The 25,539-nt window shown below is 70.3% G+C and carries 20 protein-coding genes; 9 read left to right on the forward strand and 11 right to left on the reverse strand.

What is annotated here, in order from left to right:
• The first annotated feature begins 6 nt into the window (after positions 1–6).
• On the forward strand, positions 7–525 hold the full coding sequence (locus ACH413_RS04685; RefSeq protein ID WP_360042624.1) for a hypothetical protein: 519 nt from the start codon (positions 7–9) through the stop codon (positions 523–525).
• A 181-nt stretch (positions 526–706) separates the two neighbouring features.
• On the opposite strand, the gene ACH413_RS04690 is transcribed toward ACH413_RS04685, so the two are convergent.
• Positions 707–1,996, reverse strand: a complete 1,290-nt coding sequence (locus tag ACH413_RS04690) for a diacylglycerol kinase family protein (protein ID WP_360042621.1) — start codon at positions 1,994–1,996, stop codon at positions 707–709.
• 140 nt (positions 1,997–2,136) lie between these two features.
• Between ACH413_RS04690 and ACH413_RS04695 the strand changes: the two genes are divergently transcribed.
• Positions 2,137–2,961: a glutaminyl-peptide cyclotransferase gene (locus ACH413_RS04695; protein WP_360042618.1), complete on the forward strand. Its 825-nt coding sequence runs from the start codon at positions 2,137–2,139 to the stop codon at positions 2,959–2,961.
• A gap of 27 nt (positions 2,962–2,988) precedes the next feature.
• On the opposite strand, the gene ACH413_RS04700 is transcribed toward ACH413_RS04695, so the two are convergent.
• The 8 genes from ACH413_RS04700 to ACH413_RS04735 all read right to left on the reverse strand — a co-directional run bounded on the left by ACH413_RS04700 (position 2,989) and on the right by ACH413_RS04735 (position 12,326).
• On the reverse strand, positions 2,989–3,339 hold the full coding sequence (locus ACH413_RS04700) for a CU044_2847 family protein (RefSeq protein WP_360042615.1): 351 nt from the start codon (positions 3,337–3,339) through the stop codon (positions 2,989–2,991).
• A gap of 10 nt (positions 3,340–3,349) precedes the next feature.
• A complete protein-coding gene (locus ACH413_RS04705; RefSeq protein WP_360042612.1) occupies positions 3,350–4,621 on the reverse strand; it encodes an ABC transporter substrate-binding protein in 1,272 nt (423 codons plus the stop codon).
• Complete coding sequence (locus tag ACH413_RS04710) at positions 4,618–5,730, reverse strand: hypothetical protein (protein ID WP_360042609.1); 1,113 nt, start codon at positions 5,728–5,730, stop codon at positions 4,618–4,620. Before ACH413_RS04710 ends, ACH413_RS04705 begins: the two co-directional genes overlap by 4 nt.
• Positions 5,727–7,172, reverse strand: coding sequence for a VWA domain-containing protein (locus ACH413_RS04715; protein ID WP_360042606.1), 1,446 nt, complete (start codon positions 7,170–7,172; stop codon positions 5,727–5,729). Before ACH413_RS04715 ends, ACH413_RS04710 begins: the two co-directional genes overlap by 4 nt.
• The gene (locus ACH413_RS04720) at positions 7,169–9,385 is read right to left on the reverse strand and encodes a tetratricopeptide repeat protein (protein WP_360042603.1); all 2,217 of its coding nucleotides are present in this window, start codon (positions 9,383–9,385) and stop codon (positions 7,169–7,171) included. Before ACH413_RS04720 ends, ACH413_RS04715 begins: the two co-directional genes overlap by 4 nt.
• Positions 9,382–10,977, reverse strand: a complete 1,596-nt coding sequence (locus ACH413_RS04725; protein ID WP_360042600.1) for a trypsin-like peptidase domain-containing protein — start codon at positions 10,975–10,977, stop codon at positions 9,382–9,384. The genes ACH413_RS04720 and ACH413_RS04725 overlap by 4 nt, the downstream gene beginning before the upstream one ends.
• Before the next feature lie 213 nt (positions 10,978–11,190).
• Positions 11,191–11,568 (reverse strand): VOC family protein, encoded by a 378-nt coding sequence (locus tag ACH413_RS04730; RefSeq protein ID WP_360042597.1) that lies wholly within the window; start codon positions 11,566–11,568, stop codon positions 11,191–11,193.
• On the reverse strand, positions 11,565–12,326 hold the full coding sequence (locus ACH413_RS04735; protein ID WP_360042594.1) for an ArsR family transcriptional regulator: 762 nt from the start codon (positions 12,324–12,326) through the stop codon (positions 11,565–11,567). Before ACH413_RS04735 ends, ACH413_RS04730 begins: the two co-directional genes overlap by 4 nt.
• Positions 12,327–12,424: 98 nt before the next feature.
• Here ACH413_RS04735 and ACH413_RS04740 point away from each other — a divergent pair, with 98 nt between their 5' ends.
• The 5 genes from ACH413_RS04740 to ACH413_RS04760 all read left to right on the forward strand — a co-directional run bounded on the left by ACH413_RS04740 (position 12,425) and on the right by ACH413_RS04760 (position 19,471).
• Complete coding sequence (locus tag ACH413_RS04740; RefSeq protein ID WP_360042591.1) at positions 12,425–13,003, forward strand: TetR/AcrR family transcriptional regulator; 579 nt, start codon at positions 12,425–12,427, stop codon at positions 13,001–13,003.
• Positions 13,004–13,014: 11 nt separating this feature from the next.
• Positions 13,015–15,258, forward strand: a complete 2,244-nt coding sequence (locus ACH413_RS04745) for a molybdopterin-dependent oxidoreductase (RefSeq protein WP_360042589.1) — start codon at positions 13,015–13,017, stop codon at positions 15,256–15,258.
• 134 nt (positions 15,259–15,392) lie between these two features.
• Positions 15,393–18,236, forward strand: a complete 2,844-nt coding sequence (locus ACH413_RS04750; protein WP_360042586.1) for a M48 family metalloprotease — start codon at positions 15,393–15,395, stop codon at positions 18,234–18,236.
• A 141-nt stretch (positions 18,237–18,377) separates the two neighbouring features.
• Positions 18,378–18,896 carry an RICIN domain-containing protein gene (locus tag ACH413_RS04755; protein ID WP_360042583.1) on the forward strand — a complete coding sequence of 173 codons (519 nt, stop codon included), beginning with the start codon at positions 18,378–18,380 and terminating at the stop codon, positions 18,894–18,896.
• A 50-nt stretch (positions 18,897–18,946) separates the two neighbouring features.
• Entirely contained in the window at positions 18,947–19,471 is a 525-nt protein-coding gene (locus ACH413_RS04760) for a hypothetical protein (RefSeq protein ID WP_360042581.1), read from the forward strand.
• Positions 19,472–19,478: 7 nt separating this feature from the next.
• Here ACH413_RS04760 and ACH413_RS04765 read toward each other — a convergent pair whose 3' ends face one another.
• Entirely contained in the window at positions 19,479–20,372 is an 894-nt protein-coding gene (locus ACH413_RS04765; protein WP_360042578.1) for a type II CAAX endopeptidase family protein, read from the reverse strand.
• A 351-nt stretch (positions 20,373–20,723) separates the two neighbouring features.
• On the opposite strand from ACH413_RS04765, the gene ACH413_RS04770 reads away from it, so the two are divergent.
• Together ACH413_RS04770 and ACH413_RS04775 are read left to right on the forward strand one after the other, a co-directional pair.
• Positions 20,724–23,135, forward strand: coding sequence for a hypothetical protein (locus ACH413_RS04770; RefSeq protein WP_360042575.1), 2,412 nt, complete (start codon positions 20,724–20,726; stop codon positions 23,133–23,135).
• Between the two features lie 212 nt (positions 23,136–23,347).
• Positions 23,348–24,928 (forward strand): translation factor GTPase family protein, encoded by a 1,581-nt coding sequence (locus tag ACH413_RS04775; protein WP_360042572.1) that lies wholly within the window; start codon positions 23,348–23,350, stop codon positions 24,926–24,928.
• An 18-nt stretch (positions 24,929–24,946) separates the two neighbouring features.
• On the opposite strand, the gene ACH413_RS04780 is transcribed toward ACH413_RS04775, so the two are convergent.
• Positions 24,947–25,135 (reverse strand): transposase, encoded by a 189-nt coding sequence (locus tag ACH413_RS04780; RefSeq protein ID WP_396424869.1) that lies wholly within the window; start codon positions 25,133–25,135, stop codon positions 24,947–24,949.
• Positions 25,136–25,539 lie beyond the last annotated feature (404 nt).

The raw sequence follows: 25,539 nt of genomic DNA on the forward strand, positions 1-25,539 counted from the left end.
AGTCATATGGCCATCGGGCCGATCCAGCTGATCGTGCTGGGCTTCACCCACCCGGACTTCCGCGGTGAGGTGATCGCCGAACTGGAGGAACTCAGCAAGACCGACACCGTCCGCGTGATCGACGCTCTGGCCGTCCACAAGGATCCGAAGGGCGCCATCGCGGTGGAGCACCTGAGCACTCTCTCGCCCGCCGAAGCGGTCGAGCTGGGGAGCAAGATCAGCGCGCTGCTCGGCCTCGGCGCGGACGCGGGAGCCGAGGCGGTGCGGGAGAAGGGAGGCGTCCACCCGTTCAGCGACGCGGACGCGTGGGACGTGCTCGCCGAGATTCCCAACGACAGCGCGGCGGCGTTGTTGCTCATCGAGCACCACTGGGCGGTGCCGCTGCGCGACGCCGTCGCCCGTGCCAAGGGATTCCGCGTGTCCGACGGCTTCATCAGCCCCCTCGACCTGGTCGCGATCGGGTTGGTGAGCGCGGAGGAGGCCGAGGAACTGCACTACCTGGAAACAGCAGGATCGACGCGATGAGGAGACAGACATGTTCGGTTCACGCCGCGTGGCCCGCCGCACCGCACGACGTACGGTGCGGCGCAGCGGGGGAGTTACGGGAATGTTCAGGGCACGCCGGGTGATCCGGCGCCGCTAGGACGGGGCAGTGCAGCGCTGGGCGATCGCCCGGTGGTGCTCGCGGGCGCCACCGGGCGATCGCTCAGGACAGGGCCAGCCCGCGCAGCCGCGCCCAGTCCAGTTCCGGCCGCGGTCGCGGCACCCCGGGCCGGTGGCGCGGCACCCGCACGCGCAGCGCCCCCGGCCTGACCACGCACCGCACGGGAGTCGTCATCGTGACCGCCTCCCCGTCCACGCCGACCGGCAGCAACGGGGTGTCGGCCGTGATGACGACCTCCGTCGTGGTCCGCAGGAACACGGCGTCCGACCGCCGCCGGCCACGCAGCAGACCGGCGGCCTCCGCCGCGTCGCGCACCGTCACCGCGAGCACGCCCAGCACACCGCCGTTCAGCCGCGGTCTGCGCCCCAGCCCCGCCAGATCGCCTGACCCGTAGGGGTTGTTGCTGACCAGCACCGCCTGCGCCCCGTCCAGCCGGTCCTCGCCCGCCCGCACCCGCAGCGCCGCTGACCGCGGCCCGATCAGCAGTCCGGGCAACAGGTTCAGCGTCGTCCGCCGCTTGCCGTCGCGGTAGGCGGGGCTCCGCACCACCTCGGCGTACGCGCCGAACGAGGCGTTGTTGACGAAGGTGCGGTCCCCGGCCACGCAGAGGTCGACCCGCACCTCGACGCCGTCGGTGAGCGCGTCGAGACAGCGGCGGGGATCGGCGCGGTCCAGCCCGAGGTCGAGCGCGAAGTGGTTGCGCGTGCCCGCCGAGATGACCATGAACGGCACCCCGCGGTCCGCCGCGACGCCGGCCACGATCGCCTGCGTGCCATCACCTCCGGCCACTCCGAGCAGGTCGGCGCCGTCGTCCAGCGCCCGCCGGGCGAGCGCGGCGACGTCCTGCGAGCCGTCCAGCACGCAGACCTCCGCGCCCAGCACCGAGGCCAGATCGGCCAGTCCGAACCGCCCGACCTTCCCGTCGCCGGACCTCGGGTTCATGATCAGGTACGGCCGCCGGGGCCGGGGCACCTCGAACTCCACCGGGCCGCCGGCCTCACCGAGCGCCCGCCGTCCGCAGGCCACCGCGACCAACCACAGCAGGGCGCACACCACGACCACCCACGCCAAGCGGGCCTGGACGTACAGGACGACCACGGTCAGCGGCACGAGCACCACGAGCACCCCGGCCAGCCACCGCACGAGACCGCGATGGGCGAGGAACCACCAGACGCCCGCCAGCGCCAGCGCCGTCCCCGTCGCACCGACCAGCACCAGCCCGACGCCGGCGCGCACCCCGGCCGCCACCAGCACGACCACGACGGCCGTTCCCGCGGCCAGGAACGCGAGCCGGGCGAACCGGCGTTGTTCCGGCGTTGTCACATCGGTCACGGCAACCTCCACAGTGGAACGTCCCTCCAGCGTGGCCGCGCACACCGCGGGCGGCCTCACCCCCGGCGGATGAACGGGCCCGGCGGGCTCACCCACGACGGCGGAAGCGCCCAGGTCAGGTCCTCACGACGATCGGTGCGGTGAAACCGTTGTGCGTCAACAGAGTCCTCTGCTCGGCGGCCGCGGCGCTGCTGGCCCTCACCGCCTGTGCGGCTCCCCGCCCCGTCGCCCAGGTCACCTCGACCACGGCCAGTCCCGTGCCTGTGGCCACGAAATCCACCTCACGGCACTTCCGCGCACAGGTCCTCGCACGCGTCCCCACCGACCGGGCCGACGCGCGAGGCCTGGAACTGGTCGGCGACCTGCTGGTGGAGAACACGGGCCCGGTGATCCGCGCGGTCGCACCCGCCACCGGTGAGGTCCAGGCGCAGCGGACCGTGCCGCAGGGCAGCGGAACCGCGCTGACACCGGCCGGCCTGTGGCACACCGGTTCCGTCGCCGCCGTGTTGCTGGATCCGGGCTCGCTGGCGGAACGACGCCGGGCCACGATGACCAACGAGGCGTGGGGCCTGTGCTACGACGGAACGAACCTCGTGCAGTCCGACGGCACCACCACATTGCTGCTGCGAGACCGCGACACCGCCGAGCTGATCCGCGAACTCCCCGTCGACGCCCGCGAGTGGGCGGCCGCGCGCTTCGGCGAACTCCACTGCACGAGTGTCGACGGCCGCCCGCAGGTGTGGGCCGCCGTCGACGGCACGGACTGGATGATCCGCGTGGACCTCGCCTCGGGCACCGTCACCGCGGACGCCGACCTCACCGCCGTCACCGTCGCCGAAGTGCCGACGGGCCGCAACCAGGTGATCGGCGGCATCGCGGCGGTGCCGGGCGCGGCGGGGGAGTTGTGGCTCACCGGCAGGCACTACCACCACCGCTACCGGATCGGGCTGACGCCCCGGCCCTGACTCCGGTATCAGGGAAGCGAGGCGGACCTACGCCTCCTCCACCACTTCCTCCTCGACGGGCAGATCGTCACGCCGCCACTTGAGCTTCACCTCGAACTGCCCCTGCACCCCGGTCCTCGCGATCACCGCACCCGCCTCCGCGTCGAGCTTCACCCCGAACTTCAGCTCGACCTCGTCCGGCGCGCGGCTCATCGTGCGGAACTGGTCGAGCGCGGTCGCGGCCGCGTCGCGCACGTCGGTGAGCGCCTTCTCGAACGTCGCGCGGGCGTCGCGCAGCACGCGGCCCGACCGGCTCGCCCGGGAGACGCCCGGCTCCTCGTCGACCTCGACGACGACCGAGCCGCCGCCCTCCAGTTCGAAGCGTGCGAACTCTGTCATGTACCACTCCTCATCGGCAGGGGAACTCCAGCCGCTCTTCTTCCGGTACGCCGGTGCGCACGATCTCGAGCTTTTGCAGCAGTGCGTCGAGCTTGGCCGGGTCGTCGAGGTGTTCGAGGACCGCGCGGTAGAACGCGGTGCGCATCTTCGGGGGCATGAGGTCGGAGGCGTCGAAGCACAGCGACTCGTCCGAGGTCAGGGTGGCGGCGACCTTCCTGCTGACGGCGTCGCCGTACACCGACGGTCCGACGCCGCGGTTCGCCGAGTAGGCACCGCCGTTGCGCGGCCAGATCTGCTGGGCCGGTGCGGACGCGAGGTAGTTGATCAGTTTGCGGGCGGCAGGGGTGTCGTTGAACATCGCCGCCAGGTCGGCGGAGACCACCCACGAGCGCGGCTTGCCCTCGAAGGCGGGGAACGGGAAGAAGTCGAAGTCCTGCTCGGCCTTCGGGGCGGTGTCGTAGCCCTCGTAGACGCCGGTGATGAAGGAGGCCTGGTGGTCGAGCAGGCAGCTCGGTTGCGGGCCGAACATGGACCGGCCCGCGTCGCCGAAGTCCGTCAGCAGAGCCGACTTCGGGCCTCCGCGCACGGTGTCGCCCCCGGCGAGCCGAGTCCAGGTCGTGAAGGCCTGCCGGACCTCGGGGGAGGTCCACGGCCACCTGCTCGCCGCCCACTGCCGGTAGACGTCGGGACCGGCCTGGTGCAGCAGGACGTCCTCGATCCAGTCGGTGCCGGGCCAGCCGGAGTCCGGGGTGGCGCCCATGCCCATGCACCACGGGGTGCGGCCGCCGTCGGCGAGGGTGCGGGTCAGCGCCAGCAACTCCTCACCGGTCCCGGGTTTCGGGCCGGGCAACGCCTTGGTGTTGAACCAGATCGCGCTCTTCAGGTCCGCCTTGACCGCGACGCCGTAGCGCTTCTGCCGCACCTTCTCCAGGTTCAGCCACTGGTCGCTGTACTCGTCACTGGCGGAGGCGACGATCGAGTCCAACGGGATGAGGTGGTCGTTGCGCGCGTAGTTCGCGAGCTCGCCGGGGCTCGGCAGCACGGCGATGTCCGGGGGAGTGCCCTGCTGCACCTCGGACTGCAGCACCTGGCTGAGCGCACGGGTGCCGACGTACTTGACGTCGATGTTCTCCGCGGCCTCGAACGGCGCCACCACCTCGAGGAACCTGGCCTCCTCCTGGCCGGTCCACGACGCCATGATCTGGACCGTGCCCTTCGACCCCGAGCCGGAGCACGCGGACACACCGCTCAACAGCAGCAACAGAACCAGCAGTCGGGTCATCGTCGCTCGTACCTGTATTCCTGGATGCGTGGTTGAAGACCGAGGAGCACGGACAGCAGGATCAGCCCGGCACCGATCGGGATGAGCGCCTCCAGGTCGGCGTAGTCGTCCGTCTCCGCCACCGAGTTGTTGACGTTCTTGGCCGCGTCGGTCAGGTCCTTGTCCGTCACCGCGTCCGGCGTGCCACTGCTGCGAAGGTCTGCCATGAACCGGACGACGGTGTCTCCACATCCGCCGTCAGCGGGCGCACACAGCTTGGTGACCAGGTCCTTCAGGTCCTCCTGCGCGGCGGCGCGGGTGGCGGACGTCCTGGTGTCCCAGGTGCTCGTCACCTGCCGCAGCTCCTCCGCCGCGGCCTCCACCCGCTGTTGCGCGACCACGCCGAGCACCGTGATCACGCCGCAGCCGGCGAGCACGACGGTGGCGAACACCAGCGGCAGGTTCCAGGCCCGGCGGAACCGTCGTCTAAGAAAGCGTTGTGCCACCAGGAGAGCGACGAGCAGTGCGACGATCGGCAGAGCCACCAGCGCGCCACGCCAGAAGGTCGTCGAGCTCTCGTCGAGCTGTGCGCCGAGCGCGTCCTGCTGAGCCTTCGCCAGCTCTTCGAACTGGGCCAGGACGCCGGTTCTGGGCTCGTGCAACAGGCGTGAGGCGTACCAGAGGTCGACAGCGGCCAACGTGGTGGTGCCGCCTCCCTGCCGGTAGTGCGCGTCGGCCTGCTCGATCCAGCCGGTGTACGCGACGACCAGCCCTGCCACCACGCGCAGCTGTTTGCTGCCCGCGTCTCCCAGGGTGTTGTCCTCGGCGACCTGCGCGATGCTCTGGCTCGCCACCGCGATCCTGTTCTGGTAGCGGTCACCCGGACCGACGAGCTGCGCCTCACCCGAGCTGAAGCTGTTGATGGCCAACGAGTCCGCCTCGGCGAGCGCGGACCGCGCGGCGGCGGCCTCCAGCAGTGCGGGCGCGGTGCGGTCGCGCACGGTGTCGATCGTGTCGTTCACGTCGTCGAAGGCGTACCACGACGACATGAGGACCAGCAGCGTCAGGCCCAGCAGGACCGCGCGGAGCCGGAGCAGGCTGAGACGGGTCGTGGAGCGCGTGGCCGTCATGTGGTGGCCACGACGGTCTTGCCGCACGCTTCGCAGAAGATCGCGTCCGCGCGGCAGACGTGCCCGCAGTGTGCGCACGTGACGTTGGGACCGGCCTGCGGCGGTGCGACCGGGTGATCGCTCGCCTCGTCGGGGCCGCGGGTGCCGTGGCTCCTGCTCACCTCGCTCAGCTTGAGGTCGAGCTGCTCCAGGTCCGTCCTGATCCGCACCTCCCCGTTCGCCGGATCGCCGACGACGTCGACCAGCCGGTGCAGGCGGGCGAGCACCTTCTCGTTGTTCTGCGCCGAGGCGAACGCCACCGCCCTTCCCCACTGCAGCGCGGCCTGCTCGAGCTGTCCCGCGTCGTACGCCTCGCAGCCCGCCATCACCGCCCTGCCCAGCTCCGCCTGGTTCATGGCGTGGGCCACCTGCGAGTCCATCACGCTGGAGAGCACGGTGTTCTCGGTCCACTGCGCCACGATCGGCTTCTCGGTACCGGGCACCGGGTCGCGTTCGGTCCCGGCGCGCACCGGCACGAGGCCGACCTCGGCGATCTGGTACTCGCTGAGCTCCAGGCCGTCGAGTTCGACGTCCACGCAGACGTGGAACTCCCGGCTCTCCTCGCCCCAGGACCCGGTGGGGTACACCGTCGTCAGCGCGCCGGCGGGGGAGTCGAGCCCGGTCAGGTCCACCTGGGTGGGGAACGTCTGCCGGAGGAAGCGCACGCGGGCGAACGGCGGCGTGTCGATCCGGATCAGCAGTTCCGGCACGACCTTGCGCATCGCGGCCCGCATGATCACGGTGAAGTCCTCGATCAGATCGGTCTCCTCCCGGACCGCGTCCGCCGTGCCGTTGAGCGCGGACACGATCCGCAGCAGCTCCTCCGGTTCCCACCCGTCGCCCACGCCGCGCGCGTCGCAGACGAACTTCCCCTTGCACTCGGCCAGGACCGCGTCGAGCTCGGCGGGGGACTCGTGCTCGTTCCTGCCGTCGGTGAGCAACAGGACGTGGCGCACCGCGGTCGGGTGGCCGGCCAGGAGTTGTTCGGCCAGCCGCAGCCACGAGCCCATGGCGGTGCCTCCGCTGGCGGTGAGGTGCTTCACCGCTCGCTTGGCCGCGGCCCTCGTCTCGGTGGTGGCGGCGACGAGTCCCTCGTCGCGCGGATAGACCACCCGAGCCGAGTGCGTGCCCTCCACCACCGCGAAGAAGGCGCCTTCGCGCAACGCGTCGATCGCCGCGGCGGTCGCCCTCTGCGCGGCGAGCAGCTTCGTCGGCGGGCTGTGCATCGACCCGGAGCAGTCGATGGCGATCACCTCGGCGGCCTCGGGAGCCTCGCCGCCGGTCAGGCCGTCGAGACCCTGCCCCGTGACGGTCAGCACGGCGTGCATCTCGGTCTCACCAGCGAACAGGTAGGCGTTCTGGCTCACCGACAGGGTGAAGGCCGGTTGTGCTCGTTCTGTCACAACAACGTCCTCGGGCGAATCGTGTTGGCGAGGTCGATGAGGATGCCGTGCTCGTCCTCGTCGTGCGCCTGGCCGGCCAGTCCGCGGTACGACTCCTCCAGCAGCAAGTGCAGTCCTTCCTCACTCGGCACGGCACCGAAGACCGCGCCGCCGTCGAGATGGGCGCCCGCCTCGCCGACGCGTTCGAACGCGGCCTCGCGCAGGATCGTGACCAGCCGGTTGCGCGCGTCGCCGTCCTCCTCGCCGCCGTCGAGGTAGAGCGACGGAAACCGGTCTGCCGCCTCTCGCAGGTCCGCCGCCGTGGGCGCACCCGACCGCAGCAGTCCACAAAGGATGATCACAGCCGCGACGGCGGCGTCGTCATAGTGCCGCGACACCTTCGGCACCTCGTCCAGCACGGCGACCGCACCCGCGCGGTCGCCCTCGGCGAGCCTGATCCTGGTCAGCCCGAACGCGGCGCTGCCCTGGGACCGGTCGACCCGCCACACCGCCTCGTAGAGCCGCTGCGCCCGGTCGTGCTTCCCGTCGTGCTCGGCGCAGAAACCCAGCGCCAGCTTCGGTGCCTGTTCACCGGGCAGCGCGTCGTACACGGCCGAGAACTCCAGCCCCGCCTGCTCGACCTCGCCCCGTGCGAGCGCGAGCAACCCGCGGTGCCACGCGGCCCGCCAGTCGCCGGCCTGCCGCTGTGCCGAGCGCAGGCTCTCCGCGGCCAGGTCGAGCCTGCCGAGTTCGAGCTGTGCGCGGCAGCGAGCGAACCAGATCTCGGCCGTGCTCAGCTCCGCGGTCTCCAGTTTGTTCAGCAGCCGCAACGGATCCGGCGCGCCGGTGGCGTCCAGGTAGCCGGCGGCCTCGTCACCGGGGTCGACCCGAGGCACGGGCAGCCCGATCGCGACCGCCGCCGGGCTGGGCCGTCCGTCGGGCAGCGGCACCCCGGTGCCGCTGTACTGGTCGGGCCGGGTCCACCGGTGCAACGGGGGTACGGCGCCGAGTCCGGCGTCGAGCAGGACGGCCGTGGGGGCGAAGACGGCCGACGGCTCGGGTCGTGAGACGCCGTCCCGCAACGACGCGATCTCCCGCCGCACGCCCTTGAGCTGTTCGGCCATCTGCGCGGCCGAGCCGAACCGATGATCGGCGTCGGCGTGCCTCGCCCGTGCGACCAGCCGCTGGAACGACTCGAGCCCGATCGCGAACCGGTCGTCGGTGCTGCCCGTCTGCTGGTCCAGCCAGTCGGCGGTGCCGCGGTACAACCGTTCCAGGGTGACACCGACGGTGTGGATGTCCGACTGGACGGTCAAACCGCGTGCGTTGATCTCGGTGCCGTCCACCTCGTACGGCTTCGTGCCGATCCGGTCGCTCTCGCGGTCGTCGGTCTTGCGCACGGCGCCGAGGTCGATGACCTTGACGCGGTCCTCCTCGCCCCGGCGCCCCGGCCGGACGATCACGTTGTCCGGCTTCATGTCGCAGTACAGGTAGCCGCGCCGGTGCAGGTACTCCATCGCCTCCAGCACCTGCAGCACGCAGAAGACGACGTGTTCCACCCGCAACGGCTCCGCCCCGAGCATGCGCTGCCGGGTGGCCTCGCGCAGCGTCAGGCCGTCGACGTACTCCATGACGATGTACTCGCGCCGCTTGCCGGCGCTGTCCGGGTGCGAGACGAAGTTGAGGATCCGCACGATGTTCTTGTGGTCCATCATCGTCAGCGCGCGGCGCTCGGCCGTCGCCAGCGCGGCGTACCGGAGGTCGATCAGTCCTTTGAGGACGACCAGGTTGTCGTCGAGACGCGTGTCCCTGGCCAGGTAGACCCACCCCAGGCCGCCGCGCGCGAAACAGCCGATCACCTCGTACTGATCGGCCACGAGGTCGCCCTCGTGCAGGTTCGGCAGGAACGAGTAGGGGTGGCCACAGCGAGGGCAGAACCCCTCGCTGATGGCGGGCTGTCCCGCGTAGCTGCGGCCGACCTCCGCCCCGCAGTCCGGGGTCGCGCACTTGCGGCTCTCCTCCGGGATGTCCGGGTCGCGCAGGATCCGGCTGGACGGGTCGGGGAACTCGAAGACCGGCAACGAGAGCGGATCACCGCTCGGGCGACTCGGGCCCGACGCGGCCGCACCCGGCCCTGGCATCTCCGCCTCGGACAGCGGCCGCCGGAAGCACGTGCCGCAGAAGCCCGTTCCCCGCACCGTTCCGGTGCAGCCCGGCCGGTTGCACGCCGTCACCGCCGCTCCCTCCCCGCGTTGCCGAGCGCGTGCCGGATCGCGTTCCCGTACGCCTGGACCGCCTCTTCGGCGGCGGGCAGGTCGTCGAGCCGGCGCGCCAGCAACTCGTGCGCCCGGCGGTACAGCCCGGCGAGCCCGGTGTCCTCGACGAGTCCGCCGTCATCGGCCTTCGCCTGGTACGCGTTGAGCAGTCCGACGGCCACGCGCCGCCGTTCGAGCAGTTCGTCCAGCGTCGCGATCGCCTTCTCGGCCCGCCGCACGGCCCGCGCCAGCGCGTCCTCCGTCTCGTCGAGCAGCGGCCGGACCGCGTGCGGACGCGTGACGGCAAGCCGCATCCTGCTCAGCCGCATCCGCAAGCCGGCGGCGCGATCCCTGACCGGCTGGTGGTGCCGCGCGAGCAGTTCCTCCTGTTCCGCGAGATCCTTGATCTGGCCGGCGAGCCGGTCCAGCCGCCCGGTGATCGAGCCGAGCTCCCACGACCGCGCCACGGCCAGGCTCGGAGACGACTCGCTGCGGAAACCGAGCACCACCCGGGATCCCTGCTCGACGATCGGTCGCAGCACCTCCCGCAGCAACGCCTCCGGTTGCTCGGCGTCGTCCACCCCGTCCACCACCACGGTCATCGGCGGTGTCCCTGCGCGCACCTGTTCACCAGGCGTGCTGCTCTCGTCGGACCCCAGCCCGGCACGATCGATGATGCGCAGCGACAACTGGTCCACCGTCCGGCTGGACGCGTCCATCGCGAGGTCGACGCTGCCGACGCCGGGCACGGTGCCTTCCGGCGCGCCGGCGACCACCGGCCGTGACTCCACAGTGGACAGACCGGCCGCGCGGCGCAACACCTCGCAGTCACGGCCCACCAGCACCATCACCGTGTCGTGGGTGCGATGCCGGTCGAGCCAGCTCACCAAAGTTCGCGCCAGGTCGACCTGCTCGACCTCGGCAGCGGCCTTCGCCGCGAACCCGTCGTCGAGCGGCGGCCCCCCGGTCGTCCACCGCGTCACGCCGGGCAGGTGGTGCAGGATCGTCTCCACCGGGATCATCCAGGAGAGGTGGGCGACGTCGTTGGCGTACTCGCCGACGACGATGCCGATCACCGCCCGGGACCCGTCCGCGTCGTCGACCACACCCGCGCCGCTGAACCCGCTGGTCACCGGGTATTCAGTCGCGGACTCGCGGTTCATCTGCACCCACTCGCCACCGGGCCCGCCCCGCCCCGCGAGCTTCGCGAGCACCGACACCCCGTCGTGCACACGCCCCGGAAAACCGACCGTGCGCACGACCAGGTTCCTGCGGAGCGCGGTCCGGCGCAGCATCGCCCCCGCCCCCGGCAGAGGCCCTGTCAGATCGAGCAGCGCGACGTCACCCCGGCGGTCCTCCAGCGGAGGCACCCAGCGGCTGATGTCCACGTCGGCGCGCACGACCGGCCCCTGCATCCGGTCGACGAAAACGTGGTCCGCACCCTCGGGCACCACATGCGCGCACGTCAGCACGTGCGTTTCCCCGAGCAGCACGCCCGCGCCCAGGACTCCGCCGGCGGCGTCGAGCAGACGTACCCGCCACGGCTCGTCGTCGGGCATGTGATCGACCACGGGTCGGAACATACGTCCGGGCTTCGGCGAACCTGGGCGTGTTGACGGCCTATCGCTCGTTTGGCCCAAGGCGATTTCCACTTTCGTGGAGCACGGCAGGTGATCAGGGCCTGCCGTTCCCGGTGTTCACCGCCACCGTGTTCGCCCTGGTGGGCCTGCGCGAGCTGTACTTCCTGCCCGGGCGGTCCGCCGAAGCCGCTGGACGCGCCTCTGTCAGCGCGGCTGGAACAGCTCGACGAGGTTCCCCGCCGGGTCGACGAGCAGGATCTGACGGCCGCCCGGCCCGCTGACGACGGTGTTGCGGAACCGCACCCCGGCCTCGCGCAGGCGGGCGATCTCGGCGTCGAGGTCGTCGACGACGAGGTGGATGCGGTTCCAGCCGCCGGCGACCGGAGTCTCTCCGTCCGGCATGGGGCGTCCCGCCGAGCTGGCCGGGCCGGACAGCAGCAGCCGCAACGGTCCGCGCACGACGTCGGCGAACGCGGGCGCCGCGGACGAGCGCAGCGCGAACCCCAGGTGGGTGGTGTAGAAGTCGACGCAGGCCTGCACGTCGTCGACCAGGTAGCGGACGTTGGCGAGGGTCTCACTCATGGTTCCGGTACCTCTCTTTCGTTGTCGTGGGCCATGGTTCGCAGCAGGTGGCCGATCCGGACCGTGAGCTCCGCGGCGGTGCGCTCGAACGCCGGCAGGGTGCCCTCGGCGGACGGGTCGGGCATGCTCCAGTGCACGAACTCGGCCTCGCCGGGGAAATCCGGGCACACCTCGCGCACTCGGTCGCACAGACTGATCACGTAGTCGAAGCGCTGCCCGGCGAACTCGCTCAGGTGTTTGCTGCGGTGGCCGGACAGGTCGACGCCGTGGTCGTGCATCACCGCGACCGCGTTCGGGTGCACGGGTTTGGGATGGCTGCCCGCGCTGAACACCTCGACCCGCTCCGCGCGCGCCGCCAGCAACGCCTCGGCCATCTGCGACCTGGCGCTGTTCCCGGTGCACAGGAACAACACGCGGCCAGTGGCGGTGTCCACTGTGGTCGCCTGCGCCGGACCGAGCCGCAAGCCGGGGTGCAGGGCCCTCGCGGTCTCGGTGAGCAACGCGGTGCACCGCGCGAGGTCGAGGCTGTAGTAGGTGTCGCGCCCGTCGGCCGAACTTCGCCGCGCGGTCACCAGCTCACCGGTGCGGAGTTTGCGCAGGTGGTAGGAGACCAGGCTCTGCGGCTGCCCCACGGCCGCGGCCAGCTCGCCCACCCGTCGATCGCTCCGGGCGAGCTCGCGCAGCAGGCCCCATCGCACCGCCTCGCCCGCCAGCCCCAGAAACGGGGGCGGACTCGACACCGGCCGGTCGGTGGGCATGCCCGGAAATTACATCAATCCAGATTGATGCACCAGGGCCGTGTCGTGGCCGATGACACCGACTATGGTCTCTGCCATACTCCCGAACAGGGGGCGACATGAGCGAGCAGGGCAGACGCGGCACCAAGCAGCGGATGCTGGACAGCGCCGTGCTGCTGCTGCGGGAACGCGGCGCGGCCGGCGTGACGGTCGACGCGGTGCTGGCGCACAGCGGTGCGCCGAGGGGTTCCGTCTACCACCACTTTCCCGGCGGCCGGAACGAGCTGGTCCTGGGTGCGGTCCGCCAGGCCGGGGACTACATAGCCGCCATGGTCAGCGAGTCGGCGGACGAGGGCGACGTCCGGCAGATGGTGGGCCGGCTCGTCGAGTTCTGGAAGCGGGCGCTGGTCAAGACCGGCTACCGGGCGGGCTGCCCCGTCGCCGCGATGGCCATGGACAGCCGCGACCTCGTCCCCGATGCCGGTGACGTGGTGCGGGAGATCTTCGCCAGTTGGCAGACCAGCCTCGCGAACGCGTTGGCCGCCAACGGTTTTGAGGCACCGCGCGCGCAGCGGCTGGCGACGCTGGTCGTGTCCGCGATCGAGGGAGCGATCATCCTCTGCCGCGCGCATCGTGACCTGGGCCCGCTCGACGACGTGCTCGTCGAGATCGCGCCCCTGCTGGAGCGACGAGACTAGGAGCCTGGCCCATGTGGAAACCCAGTGCCTGCATCCTCTGCGAGTGCAACTGCGGGATCGAGATCCTCGTCGGTGACGACGGCCGGTCGTTCGACAAGATCCGCGGCGACAAGCTCCACCCCGCGTCGGCCGGCTACACCTGCAACAAGGCGCTGCGCCTCGGCCTGCACCAGAACGGCGACACGGGCCGGATCACGCACCCGCTGCGCCGGCGGCCCGACGGCACCTTCGAGGAGATCGACTGGGACACCGCGATCAGCGAGATCGCGCAGCGGCTGGGCGAGGTGCGCGACACCTTCGGCGGGGAGACGATCTTCTACTACGGCGGCGGCGGTCAGGGCAACCACCTCGGCGGCGCGTACTCGCCCGCCACGATGGCCGCGTTCGGTGGCCGCTACCGCTCGTCCGCGCTCGCGCAGGAGAAGACCGGCGAGTTCTGGGTCAGCGCCCGCATGCTCGGCAACATGACCCGCGCGGACTTCGAGCACTGCGAGGTCGCGCTGTTCGTCGGCAAGAACCCCTACCAGTCGCACGGCTTCCCGCGTGCCCGTTCGGTGCTCAAGGAGATCGCCAAGGACCCCGCCCGGTCGATGATCGTGATCGACCCCGTGCGGACCGAGACGGCGGAGCTGGCCGACTTCCACCTCCAGGTCAGCCCTGGCACCGACGTCTACCTGCTGACCGCGCTGGCCGCCGTGCTCGTGCAGGAGGACCTGATCGCCGCCGACTGGCTCGCCGAGCACGCGGACGGCCTCGACGCCGTCACCGCCGTCCTGCGGCAGGTACCGGTCGGCGACTACTGCGCCATCGCCGATGTCGAGGAATCGCTGGTGCGGGCGGTCGCCGCCCGGATCGCCGCCGCGGGCTCCGTGGCCGTGTTCGAGGACCTCGGGGTCCAGATGAACCGCGACTCCACGCTCGTGAGCTACGTCGAGAAGCTGGTCTGGCTGCTCACCGGCAACTTCGGCAAACGAGGCGCCCAGTACGTGCCCTCCAGCCTGGTGCCGATCGGCCGTGACCGCGGGCACGCCGGCGGCGAGGGCCCGCGCAGCCCGGTCGCGGGCGCACGGATCATCAGCGGACTCGTGCCGTGCAACGTGATCGCGGAGGAGATCCTCACCGACCATCCGGCGCGCTACCGGGCGATGCTGGTCGAGAGCGCGAACCCCGCGCACTCGCTGGCCGACTCGGCCCGGATGAGGGAGGCGCTCGCCGCACTGGAACTCGTGGTCGTCATCGACGTCGCGATGACCGAGACCGCGCGCCTGGCCGACTACGTGCTGCCGGCGCCGACGCAGTTCGAGAAGTTCGAGGCCACGTTCTTCAACTTCGACTTCCCGCGCAACATCTTCCACCTGCGGCACCCCGTCGTGGCCGCACCGGAAGGCGTGCTGCCCGAACCGGAGATCCACGCCCGTCTGGTCGAGGCGTCCGGCGCGCTCACCGAAGACGACTACGCACCGCTGCGCGCGGCCGCCCACGCCGGCCGAGCCGAGTTCGCGCAGGCGTTCCTCACCGTTCTCGCGGATCCGGCGAAGCGGCGGCTCGCGTCCGTCCTGCTGTACCGCACGCTCGGTCCGACGCTGCCGCACGACGCCTCGGCGGCCGGGGTGCTGTGGATGGCCGCGCACGAGTGCGCCCGCAAGAACCCGGCCGGAGTCGAGAAAGCGGGCTACGGGTCCGGGTTCGAGGCGGGGGAGCGGCTCTTCGACGCGATCGTCGACGGCTCGCACGGCGTGCACATCACCGACGACGAGTACGACGCCTCGTGGCAGCGCCTGCGCGGTGAGCGGATCACCCTCGCCGTGCCGGACCTGCTCGCCGCGGTGGCCGCGCTGGGCGACCGGCCCGTTCCGCGCCAGGATCCGGACTGGCCGTTCGTGCTGTCCGCGGGAGAACGACGTGCCTTCACCGCCAACACGATCATGCGCGACCCCAGCTGGCGACGGCGCGACCCGGACGGCCGCCTGCGCATCAGCGTCACCGACGCGACGCGGCTCGGTGTCACGACGGGCGACCGGGTCAGGCTCACGACGCGGCGCGGCAGCGCGGAGGTGTCCGTGGACGCCACGGACACCATGCGCTCCGGTCACATCTCGCTTCCCAACGGCCTCGGGCTCACGGTGAAGGAGCGCACGGGTGTCGCTCCCAACGAGCTCACCGCTGCGGAGGACCGCGACGAGTGGGCCGGCACACCGTGGCACAAGCACGTACCGGCCAGGCTCGAACGACTCGGGCCGCCACTGTCCACTTAGGACCACCTGTCGCTGCCGAAGCGGACTGGTGTTACGACGATCGAGTGAGAAGTGCGCAAACTCTCGCATGTCCGAACGACCTGGAGAACGCTCTGCTGCGTCCGATCTTCGTAGGTCGACGGGCGAGGACTGCGATGACAGGCACGGAGCTCGAGAGCGGAAGCCAGGACGGCCCCGCGCACAGACCGGTGCTCGATCCGCACGGTGTGCCCGCGGGGACGACGACGCGGTTCGCGCTGCTGGTCGCTGTGGTCGTGGCCACGAGCTCGACCATGTTCATGCTCCTGCACCTGCTGGTGCCGGCCAACTCGGCTCGGCAGGTGGATGCCCAGAAGCGCTGCTTCGCGGAGGTGTCCGGTCTGCCGCCCCTGGCCGGCCCGGATGACGTGGCGGCGCGTGCGGAGGCCGCCGCACGCGTGACGCGGTGCCTGGCGCCGGTGTACCTCGACGAGGTGTCCTGGGCGGGGTGCGGGCTGGCGCTGCTGTTCGGCCTGGCGGTCGTCCTGTACTGGCTGAATCCGTGGTGGATCATTCGCCGGCGTGGACTGGTGCCGATCTCCGCCGAAAGCAGCCGTGAGCTGCTGGCCCACCTCGGCGAGATGAGCCGGCAGGTCGGACTGGCTCGGCCCCCGGCATGGCTGCTCGCGCCCTACAACCTCACGGCCGGCGGGCGGGCGTTCGGTCACGTCCGGCGCCGCCACGTGCAGCTCGACGCGGGCCTGGTGGTCCTGTTCAGCACCGATCGGGCGGCGTTTCGCGCGGTGGTGCTGCACGAGCTGGCGCACCTGTGGCACCGGGACGTGGACAAGACCTACCTGACCATGGCGATCTGGCGGGCGTACGTGGTCGTCGCCCTGATCCCGTTCGCGATCGGGCTGCTGCTGGCCGTTCCGCTCGGCTGGCCCGTGACGGCCCTGACCGGTCACTGGACGGGAACGCTGGCCGTGCTCGGCTCGCTGCTGGTGCTCACCGTGCTGGTGTACCTGACCCGCAACGCGATCCTGCGCGCCCGGGAAACGGAGGCCGACGCGATCGCCGCCGTCCACGACGGACCGGACGGGGCGCTCCGCGGCCTCGTCGGCCGGCTCCGGGCACCGGCCGGTCCGCGGTGGCGGGCGTTGCTGAGCACGCATCCCGACCCCCGGCAGCGGCTGGCCGCCATCGACGACCCGGCCGTCCTGGCACGCCCGAGCCCGTGGGTGCTGGCCGGTGCCGGGATCGCCGCGGGCATGCTCACCGGCAATCTCGGCTACGCGGTCGACTTCCTGTTCGTGACGACCGCCGTCCTCAACCGGGGCCTGGTCGGGCTGGTGATCGCGCTGGTCCTCAGCGGGCTGCTCGCGGTCACGCTGTGGCAGGCGGCCGCCGCTGACCCGGCGCGGCGGCCGCCCCGGTGGACCTGGCTGCTGTGCCCGACGGTGCTCGCCGCCGGATTCGTGCTCGGCGAATCTCTGTCGCTGCTCCACACGAGCGTCGGGTGGGACTCCTCGGGCACCGGCCTGGCCGTGGTCGTCACCGCGCTGCCGCTGGTGGCCGGCGGGGTGTTGCTGGCCGGATGGACGCAGTCTGTTCTGCGTCTCGCACTGACCACCGTGCCGCGTCGTAGGTGGGCGCCCTTCGCGGTGGTCGCGGCCGCGGGAGTCGTTGCCGCGCCTTGGTTCGCGGCGTGGTTCGTCCTGCGCGGCCTGGACCTGGCGCTCTGGACACCGATCTTCGGATCCGTTCCCGGGACCGGTGCGGACATCGGCTGGTACCGCGCCCTCGCCTGGTGGACCGACATCACCTGGCTCCCGTTGCAGTACGTGGACGGCAACCCGCTCACCTTGCCCGGCCTGGCCCTGCTCTGGCTCGTCCCGATCATCATCACACTTCGTCGCGGCGGAACCGGCGCTCCGGCCGGGGTGCCCGCCGTGAGTCTCGGCCGGGCGTTGATCACCGGACTCGGCGGTGGCATCGCCGTGATGGTCATCGGTGTCGTCTTGTCCTATGTGGCCAAGTCCGCCCTGCCGTTGAACGTTCGGCACGACACCAGCTTCACGACCGAGACCACCTACTTCGGCTACGTGCAGCTGTGCACGTACATCACCGTGGCAGTGCTCGCACAAGCCGTCGTCGCCGGCCTCGTCGCCGCTCGCGCCCGCCGGCACCGCCCCGCCCTCGTCGCGCTCGCGGTGTCCTTGACGGGAACCCTCGCCGCCATCGGCTGGCTCGGCGTCCTCCTGTTCAGCCGCTGCATCGACCTGTACGGAACCGCGCCCGCGAGCTGCGTCCCGGCCGTCAGCCTCACCGACCTCACCGGACAGCTGCACACGATCCTGGTCAAGGGCTTGATCGTGGCGGTTCCGGGCGCGTTGCTCGGTGCGGCAGTCGGTGCCCTGCGTCGGCGGCCTGGTCCCGTCGATGCCCGTGACGTGCCCGCTGTCGCCGTGGTGGTGACCGCGCTACTGGCTGCCGTCATGATCACGGCTCCTCTGCCCGGACTGGCAGGAGACTGGCGTTGGTGGACCGGGTACGAGACCCCTGCGGGAAACGACATCAGCCCGCAAGAGACCACAGTGGACACCTGCGTGGTCGGGACGTGGGTCGAGACCGCCAACGAGTCGCACGTGAAGTCCCCTGCGGGCGTGGACGTGCGGTTCACGAGTACCGGTCGTGTCCAACGGTTCCGGACGGACGGCACCGCGGTTCTCGACTTCGGCACCGGGAACGTCACGACCGGAACGCTCAACGGGAAGACGATCCAATCGGTCAGCTCGGGAACGATCACCTTCGAGTACACCACCGAAGCCGGACAGATCGTGTACAGCAGCCCGACGGCCAGCGGGACCACCGTGGTAACGCTCGACGGTGTGGTGCAGGAGACCCGTGCACTCGAGGCGGGTGTGGAGCCGGAGAGTTACGTCTGTCAGGGCGACGTCATGACGCAGACCGGCACCTCGTTCACCATCCAGCTGGCCAGGACGAGTCACACCGGGTGAACTGTCAGCCCTCCTGAGGGGCCGTTGTCTGCGCACTGTCGACGGGTTGTCGACGGGCCTTGCCATCGTGCGTGACGACCCATCGTGCACCACCTCAGGCGGCCCCGGGTTCGGCGCCTGAGCTCAGGGGAGGTTGCTCACATGAGAAAACGGATCGCCACCACAGCGCTGGCCATGACCGCCGCCGTGGCGGGTCTGCTCGGCACCGCCGCTCCGGCCATGGCCGACGACCACTTCGACGTGACCGTCCGGAGCGCTGTCAGCGGCAAGTGCCTGGCGCCGCAGGGCGAGTCGACGGCGGACGGCGTGCCGATCGTCCAGGTCTCCTGCAACGGCAGCGCGTTCCAGCGCTGGGACTTCATCGATCGCAACAACCACGTCGTCCAGATCCGCAACGCGGTCACCCTGAAGTGCATGGACGCGCTGGGCAGCAACACCAACGGGACGCCGGTCGTCCAGTGGCCCTGTGCGAACATCAGCAACCAGCGGTTCCAGGCGAGCCGGAACCTGCCCGACTTCGTGACCCTCAGGTCGCGGGTCGCCGGCACGAGCAGCCACTGCCTCGACGTACCGGGAGGGCTGTCCACGGAGGGTGCCGCGATGCAGATCTGGGTCTGCAACGGCACCGCCTCGCAGTCGTTCGGCGTCTTCCCCGTCTGACGGCGGTCCGGCCGCGGCGACCTGTGGCCGCCGCGGCCGGCCAGCGGGAGATGATCAGCTTCACTAGGCTCGGCGGCGTGGAGGGCAAGAGGAAACGCGCTGGGCTGCCGCGCTGGGCAGGCCCGTTCTACCTGGCCGCCGGCGTGATCACGCTGGTCTGGGCGGGTGTGCTGTTCAACGACTTCCTGAACGTGCCCACCCGCTGCCCGGACACCAAGGTGCGCTGCGGCGCGTTCCTGACCACCTCGCTTCGCCAGTACATCCTGTCCTGGGTGGTCTTCGACGTCGCGCTCGCGACGATGCTGGTCGTCACCGGCTGGCTGGCCCTGCGGCGGCGCGACCACGTGCAGCTGCCCGCCGCGGTGACCGGCGCGTTGCTGTTCGTGGACGCCTGGTTCGACACGATGTCCAGCCCGCGCCGCGACCGCCCGCTCGCCTGGGCCCAGGCGCTGTTCGTCGAGCTGCCGCTCGGCCTGTTCTGCCTGTGGATCGCGTCGCGTGCGGAACGCGTCCGCAGGCAACGGCTCGCCGACGCGTTGCGCCGCCTGGGGGAGAAGGACGAGCTGGGCGTGTGACCGGGGTTCATGCCTCGGCCCTCACCGTCTGCTGGACACCGGAACCGTAGCCGAGCTTGCCGCGGGTGGCGGCGATGACGACAGCGGAGAGTAGGCCGAGACCGAGCGCGGGACCCCAGAGCCAGCGGGGGTCGTCTCCGGGGAAGACCTCGGACCACACGACCGACTGGAAGTTGTTGATGGAACAGTGCAGGAGCATGACCAACGGCACGCTCTGCCGTCCCTTGTTGTAGACGAGCGTGATCAGAATGCTCATCTCCAGCGCCACCACGAAGAACAGCGCGATCGTCTCGGCGCCGGTGTTGGGCCCGGCCCACGGGGTGAGGAACAACGGCAGGTGCCAGCCGGCCCACAGGACGCTGAGGATGACGGTCGCCACCAGCGGGTGGTGCCGGGTCTGCAGACGGGTCAACGCGAAGTCGCGCCAGCCGGGCTCCTCGGCGAGACCGGTGGTCAGCAGCTGCACCACGAGCGCGGGAACGTAGACGGCCACCACCATCAGGGACGGCAGCCGCACGGCCTCCTCCGCGCCGTCCATCGCCAGCGTGCCGAGCAGGACCGCCACAGGAACCGCGAGCAACGCGAACGCGTACCACCGCACGCCGGCGCGGAACTGGAACAGCCGCTTGCGCCAGCGGCGCAACCCTTCCCGCCCCTCGGTGATCGCGGTGACCGTGAACGCCGCGGTCAACGGCCCGAGGTACGCGCCGGGCATGATCGCCGTCAGCTGGTTGCCGACGAGGAAGTCCGGGTAGCGGAAGTGCAGCACGCCGAGCCCGTCCAGCGACAGGACGTACGGCGTCCAGGCGAGCCAGCTGATGCCGTAGGCCAGCGTGAAGAACGTGATCAGCGGGTGGCGAAGGACCAGTGCCCGTGCGCCGTCCGTGTCCGTTGAAGTCATGGCACCAAGCTAGAAATCGCGGGTCCGCGAGTCAGTCGAGGCAAGGGGCCTCTTGACGGTAGAGCCCACTCCACCGTGCTCGTCCGGCCGCATCGCCGTGGCTCTCCGGCCGACACCGCCGTCACGGGTACCGCCAATGGTCCGGTGATCCACGCGCGCGGTCTGACCAAGCAGTACACCAGCGGCATCACGCTCGACCCGTTGGCCGACAAAGATCTGGCAGACGCGAACTGTCAGCTTTCTGGCCAGGGATTGGCCTTGGAACAATGTGGCGGTGTCCGCCGTCTTGGACCACGGTCATGGAACGGAAGTCTCCAGTGATCCGGTCCTGTGAGGTGAAGGTCCAGCGGCATGGCCAAGCGGAAGAGTGCGAACAGCGTCAAAGGGAACGCGCACGCCGTGGTGCAGGCGGATCAGGTCGGCGCGGTGCACATCAACTCCGTCCGAACGGGCAGGCGGCCGGCAGGACGCCCGGTCGAGAGCTGGGACCCCTTCGCTCTGCAGATCCACCGTCCGCTCGAGGTGCCGGGCTTGGACGAGCCGCTACCCGCGTTGACGGGATATGTGCGCCGAGAGCACGACGACAAGTTGGACGAAGACCTCGCAGATCTGAGCGGCAGCAAGCTGATCGTCATGGTCGGAGGTTCAGCGACCGGCAAGACGCGGGCGTTGTGGGAGGCGATCTCCTCTCATCCGATCCTCCGGACGTGGTTGCTCAGGTACCCGAGGACCGGGGACGAACTCCACGACTTGCTGGAGGCAGACGAGATCGCGCCCAGGACGGTGTTGTGGCTCAACGAGATGCACAACTACATCACCCGGTCCTCCGGTAGCGCGGTCGCCGCGAAGCTGCACGCTTTGATCAACGAGGACTCCGACGTCGGACCCGTGCTCGTCGTCGGAACTCTCTGGCCCGAGTTCTGGGAGAGATTGATCTCGGAGCCGGTGTCGCTGGAGGATCCGTACAGCTGCGCGCGGCTGTTGCTGGAGAGCGGAACCCTGGTCGTCGTCGCCGAGCTGTTCGGCAAGGAATCGCTGCTGGCGCTCCGCACCGACCCGCTGGTCGATCCGCGAGTCCAGATCGCGGCGAACACGGCGGGTGCACACGGGGCGGTGATCCAAACTCTGGTCGGTGGGCCGGGGCTTGTTCGAAGGTTCGAGTCGCCGGCGACGGTGGTGGACAGATACGCCGCGGCGGTGGTGTCCGTGGCACTCGACGCGCGCCGCCTGGGCCACCAACAGCCGTTCAAAACGGAGTTGCTGGAAGCTGTTGCGGGCACCTACCTGAGCGATGCCGATCGGGTGGACGTTCCGAAGGACTGGTTCGAGGGAGGTCTGCGCAGGGCCGCGCGGGATCAGACGCACGGTGTCACCGCGCTGTTGCCGTGCCGGATCTCCGATGGCCTGCCTGGCGCTGCGGACAGTTACGAGCTGCACGACTACCTCGAGCAACACAGCTGGCAGTCCCGCCGCATGATGCCGATCGAACCGGCGCTGTGGAAGGCGTTGGACCGCCACACCTACTCGTCACTGGACAAGGCGTCGCTTGGACGGAGCGCGAGCGCGCGACTGATCTACGACATCGCGGAGCCGTTGCTGACCGAGGCGGCCGAAGACGGGTTCAGCGGTGCCGGATACGACCTCGTGGAGCTGCTGACGAGGCAGGGCCGGTACGAGGAGGCGTTCGCACGCCTGCGGAAACTCGTCACCCAGGGTTTCCCGGAGGCCCGCAAACGCCTTGTCGACCTGATGGTGCGAGTGGACGCGATGGACGAGCTCTGGCAGATGGTCCACGCCGGAGACGACTACGCGGCCTGGCGGATGGCGGACGTGCTCCAGCAGCGCGGAGACCTCGGCGCCTTGCTGGACCTGCTCGGGAAGCATGACGGCAGGTTGTGGCGGGTGCGGCTGGGGGAGGTCCTGGCCGAGCTGGGCAGGGTTCGTGAGGCGGTCGACGTACTTCGTGTCGGCGACTCCTCGGCTCACCTGCGTCTGATCGCGATCCTGCGTGATCACGGCATGGCAGATGATCTGGCGAACTTCGAGCACCTGAATGACCGTTGCGTGTTGGGAGACATGTGCGTGAAGCACGCACAGACTCAACTGTCCGAGTTGCTGATCGAGCGCGGAGACCTCGACCGCCTCATGCTGCTCGCCGACGCCGCCGAGGTTCCCCAACGGCGAAACCTCGCTCTGGCCCTGTGGAAGCACGGCTACAACGACGAGGCGCGGTCGTTGATGAATGCCATGGCCGAAGCAGGCGACGCGACGGCGCGGCACTACGTCGCGGACATGCGGATTGTGCCGCGGCGTGTCTCGAAGCCGGCGCTGACAGTGCCCGCCGCGCTCTACCCGACTGAACGGCACCGTCGCGCGAATCGACTGGCCGAGCAACAGGATCTGCCGCAGCTTCGGGCCCTCTCGGAAGCGGGGTGCGAGTACGCGAGGTGGCGTGAGCTGAACCTCGCAGGAGAGCTGGGCGACACGGGACCGCTGGCGATGGCGGCCGACAGCGGAGACGTGCGGGCCAACCGGCGGCTGGTCGAGGTGCTCTCCGGTCTCGGCCGCGTGTACGAACTGGGGCGGCGAGCGTGGCGCGGAGACGACTGGGCGAGCGCCGAGCTGGGCTGGCTGGCCTCCGCGCCGGGGCATCCAGCTCACCAGGCCGCGGTGAGCCTGCTCAAGAAGGGGCTCCGCGCCGATGGCTCAACCCGTACTACTGACTCGTCCGGACACGCCGGCGGGGCAATCGCGTCGGACTGATCCGCCGCACCGGGCTCGGCGTCGAACGCACCCTCGAGCGAACAGGCAGCAGGGTGCGGACGAGCTTGAGACGACACGACAATCTCGGTTGCGCCGCGGCTCGCGGCCTGATCGACTGAACCCGACCAGTCGTCCGGACGAGGAGAGGCACATGCGCGTGGCGTTCGTGTTCACCCAGAAGGTATTCGTTGCCTATCTAGAGGACATGACGCTTGTCGCGCACCTTGAACTTGGGGATTCTGGCTCACGTCGACGCTGGTAAGACCAGCCTCACCGAGCGGTTGCTGCACGCCGCCGGTGTGATCGACGCACTCGGCAGCGTGGACGCGGGGAACACGCAGACCGACTCGCTCGCGCTCGAACGGCAGCGCGGTATCACGATCAAGTCCGCCGTCGCGTCGTTCGTCGTCGGGGACGTCGTGGTCAACCTGATCGACACACCGGGCCACCCGGACTTCATCGCCGAGGTGGAGCGGGTGCTCGACGTGCTCGACGGCGCCGTGCTGGTGGTGTCCGCGGTGGAGGGCGTGCAGGCGCAGACCCGCGTGCTCATGCGCACGTTGCGGCGCCTGGAGATCCCGACTGTCGTGTTCGTGAACAAGATGGACCGTCGTGGCGCGGACGGGGAGCGCGTGGCGCGCGACGTGGTCGAGAAGCTGGCGACCGAGGCGCCGATCTACTTCGGGTCCGCGATCACCGGTGACGGCCTGGACGAGCTGGTCGCCGGCGTCACGTCGTTGTCGCCGGTGACCGATGTGGTCGACGGTCCGCTGTCCGGCACGGTGTTCAAGATCGAACGTGGCAGGGCGGGGGAGAAGATCGCGTTCGCACGGCTGTTCTCCGGGACCGTGCGGGTGCGTGATCGGGTGAAGATCGGTGACAGCGAAGGGAAAGTCACCGCGATCGCGGTGTTCGAGGGCGGCTCGGCGCCACGTCGCGCCGCCGCACGGGCAGGGCAGATCGCGAAGCTGTGGGGCCTCGACGTCCGCATTGGCGACACGATCGGCGCCGCTCGCCACCACCGGGTCCACCACATCGCGCCGCCGACGCTGGAAACCGTTGTGCAGTCGCACGATCGGGTGGCTCTGCACTCCGCGTTGCGGCAACTCGCCGAGCAGGATCCGTTGATCGACCTGCGGCTCGACGGCGACGACATCGTGGTCTCGTTGTACGGCGAGGTGCAGAAGGAGGTCATCGAGGCGACGCTCGCGCTGGAGTACGGCGTTGCCGTCACGTTCCGCGAAACGAGAACGATCCGCGTGGAGCGTCCCCTGGGTGTGGGCGAGGCGGTGCGGTTCCTGGGTGAGAGCCCGTTCGCGGCCACCATCGGGTTCCGGGTGGAACCGGGACCGGAGGAGTTCCGGCTGGAGGTGGAGCTGGGCTCGTTGCCGCTCGCCTTCTTCAGGGCCGCGGAGGACGCCGTGCGCGACACGTTGCGCGCTGACCGGATCCACGACTGCGCGGTCACGATGACGCACTCCGGATACTCCTCACCGGTGACCGCGGCGGGCGACTTCCGCGGCCTCGCACCGATCGTGCTGCGGGAAGCGTTGCGTCGAGCAGGAACTGCGACGTGCGAACCGATGCACCGCTTCCGGCTGGAGATTCCGGAGGACGCACTCGCCGCGGTGCTCGCCGCGCTGGGCAAGGTCGGCGCCGTTGCGCTGACGACGTCCGCCACCGTCCTTGAAGGACACATCCCGGCGGCACGGGTGCGTGAGCTGCAACGCCGACTGCCATCCCTGACCCGAGGGGAAGGTGTGCTGGAAAGCGAGTTCGATCACTACGCCTGAGAGCCTGTTGGTAGATGGTCATGCCGTGGTTGAGCTGGGTTGTCCGGGCTGGCTCCAGCGTGCTGGTGGTGGGTCGCCGGAGAGTTCTCGGGTTAGGCGGCGGGTCAGCCAGCCGAACGTCCTCTCGACGACCCATCTGCGGGGCAGTACCACGAAGCCCTTTGTGTCGTCGGTGCGTTTGGCAACGGTGAGTGTCAGGCACAGCACGGCTTTGGCCCAATTTTTCTCTTACGCCCCTTGGTTTTCTTCCCCGCGTCATAGCCGGCGCCGTCGGCCGCCACGGTGTCGGCACCGCGCACGGTCTGGGCGTCGATGACCGCTGCGGTAGGCAACTCGGCCCGGCCACACGCGATCCGGATGCGTCCCCGCACCGGTCGACCAGACGCTGCGGCAGGCCCCGTTCGCTCCACCGTTCGAAGAACGCACACACCGCTTCCCAGGGCGGGAAGTCGACCGGCAACTACGGCTCCAACACCTGCCACTGCTCATCGGTCAGATCAGGCGGATACCGACGTGTCCGGTCACGACATGCGCAACCAGACACGCCACAACTCGCCTTCGCGGCCTCGACACGGTAGACAGACGTCCTGGGGCTTTTAATGATCAAGTTG

The sequence above is a fragment of the Lentzea sp. NPDC020367 genome, from assembly GCF_044387305.1.
In the GTDB taxonomy this organism is placed as follows: domain Bacteria; phylum Actinomycetota; class Actinomycetes; order Mycobacteriales; family Pseudonocardiaceae; genus Lentzea.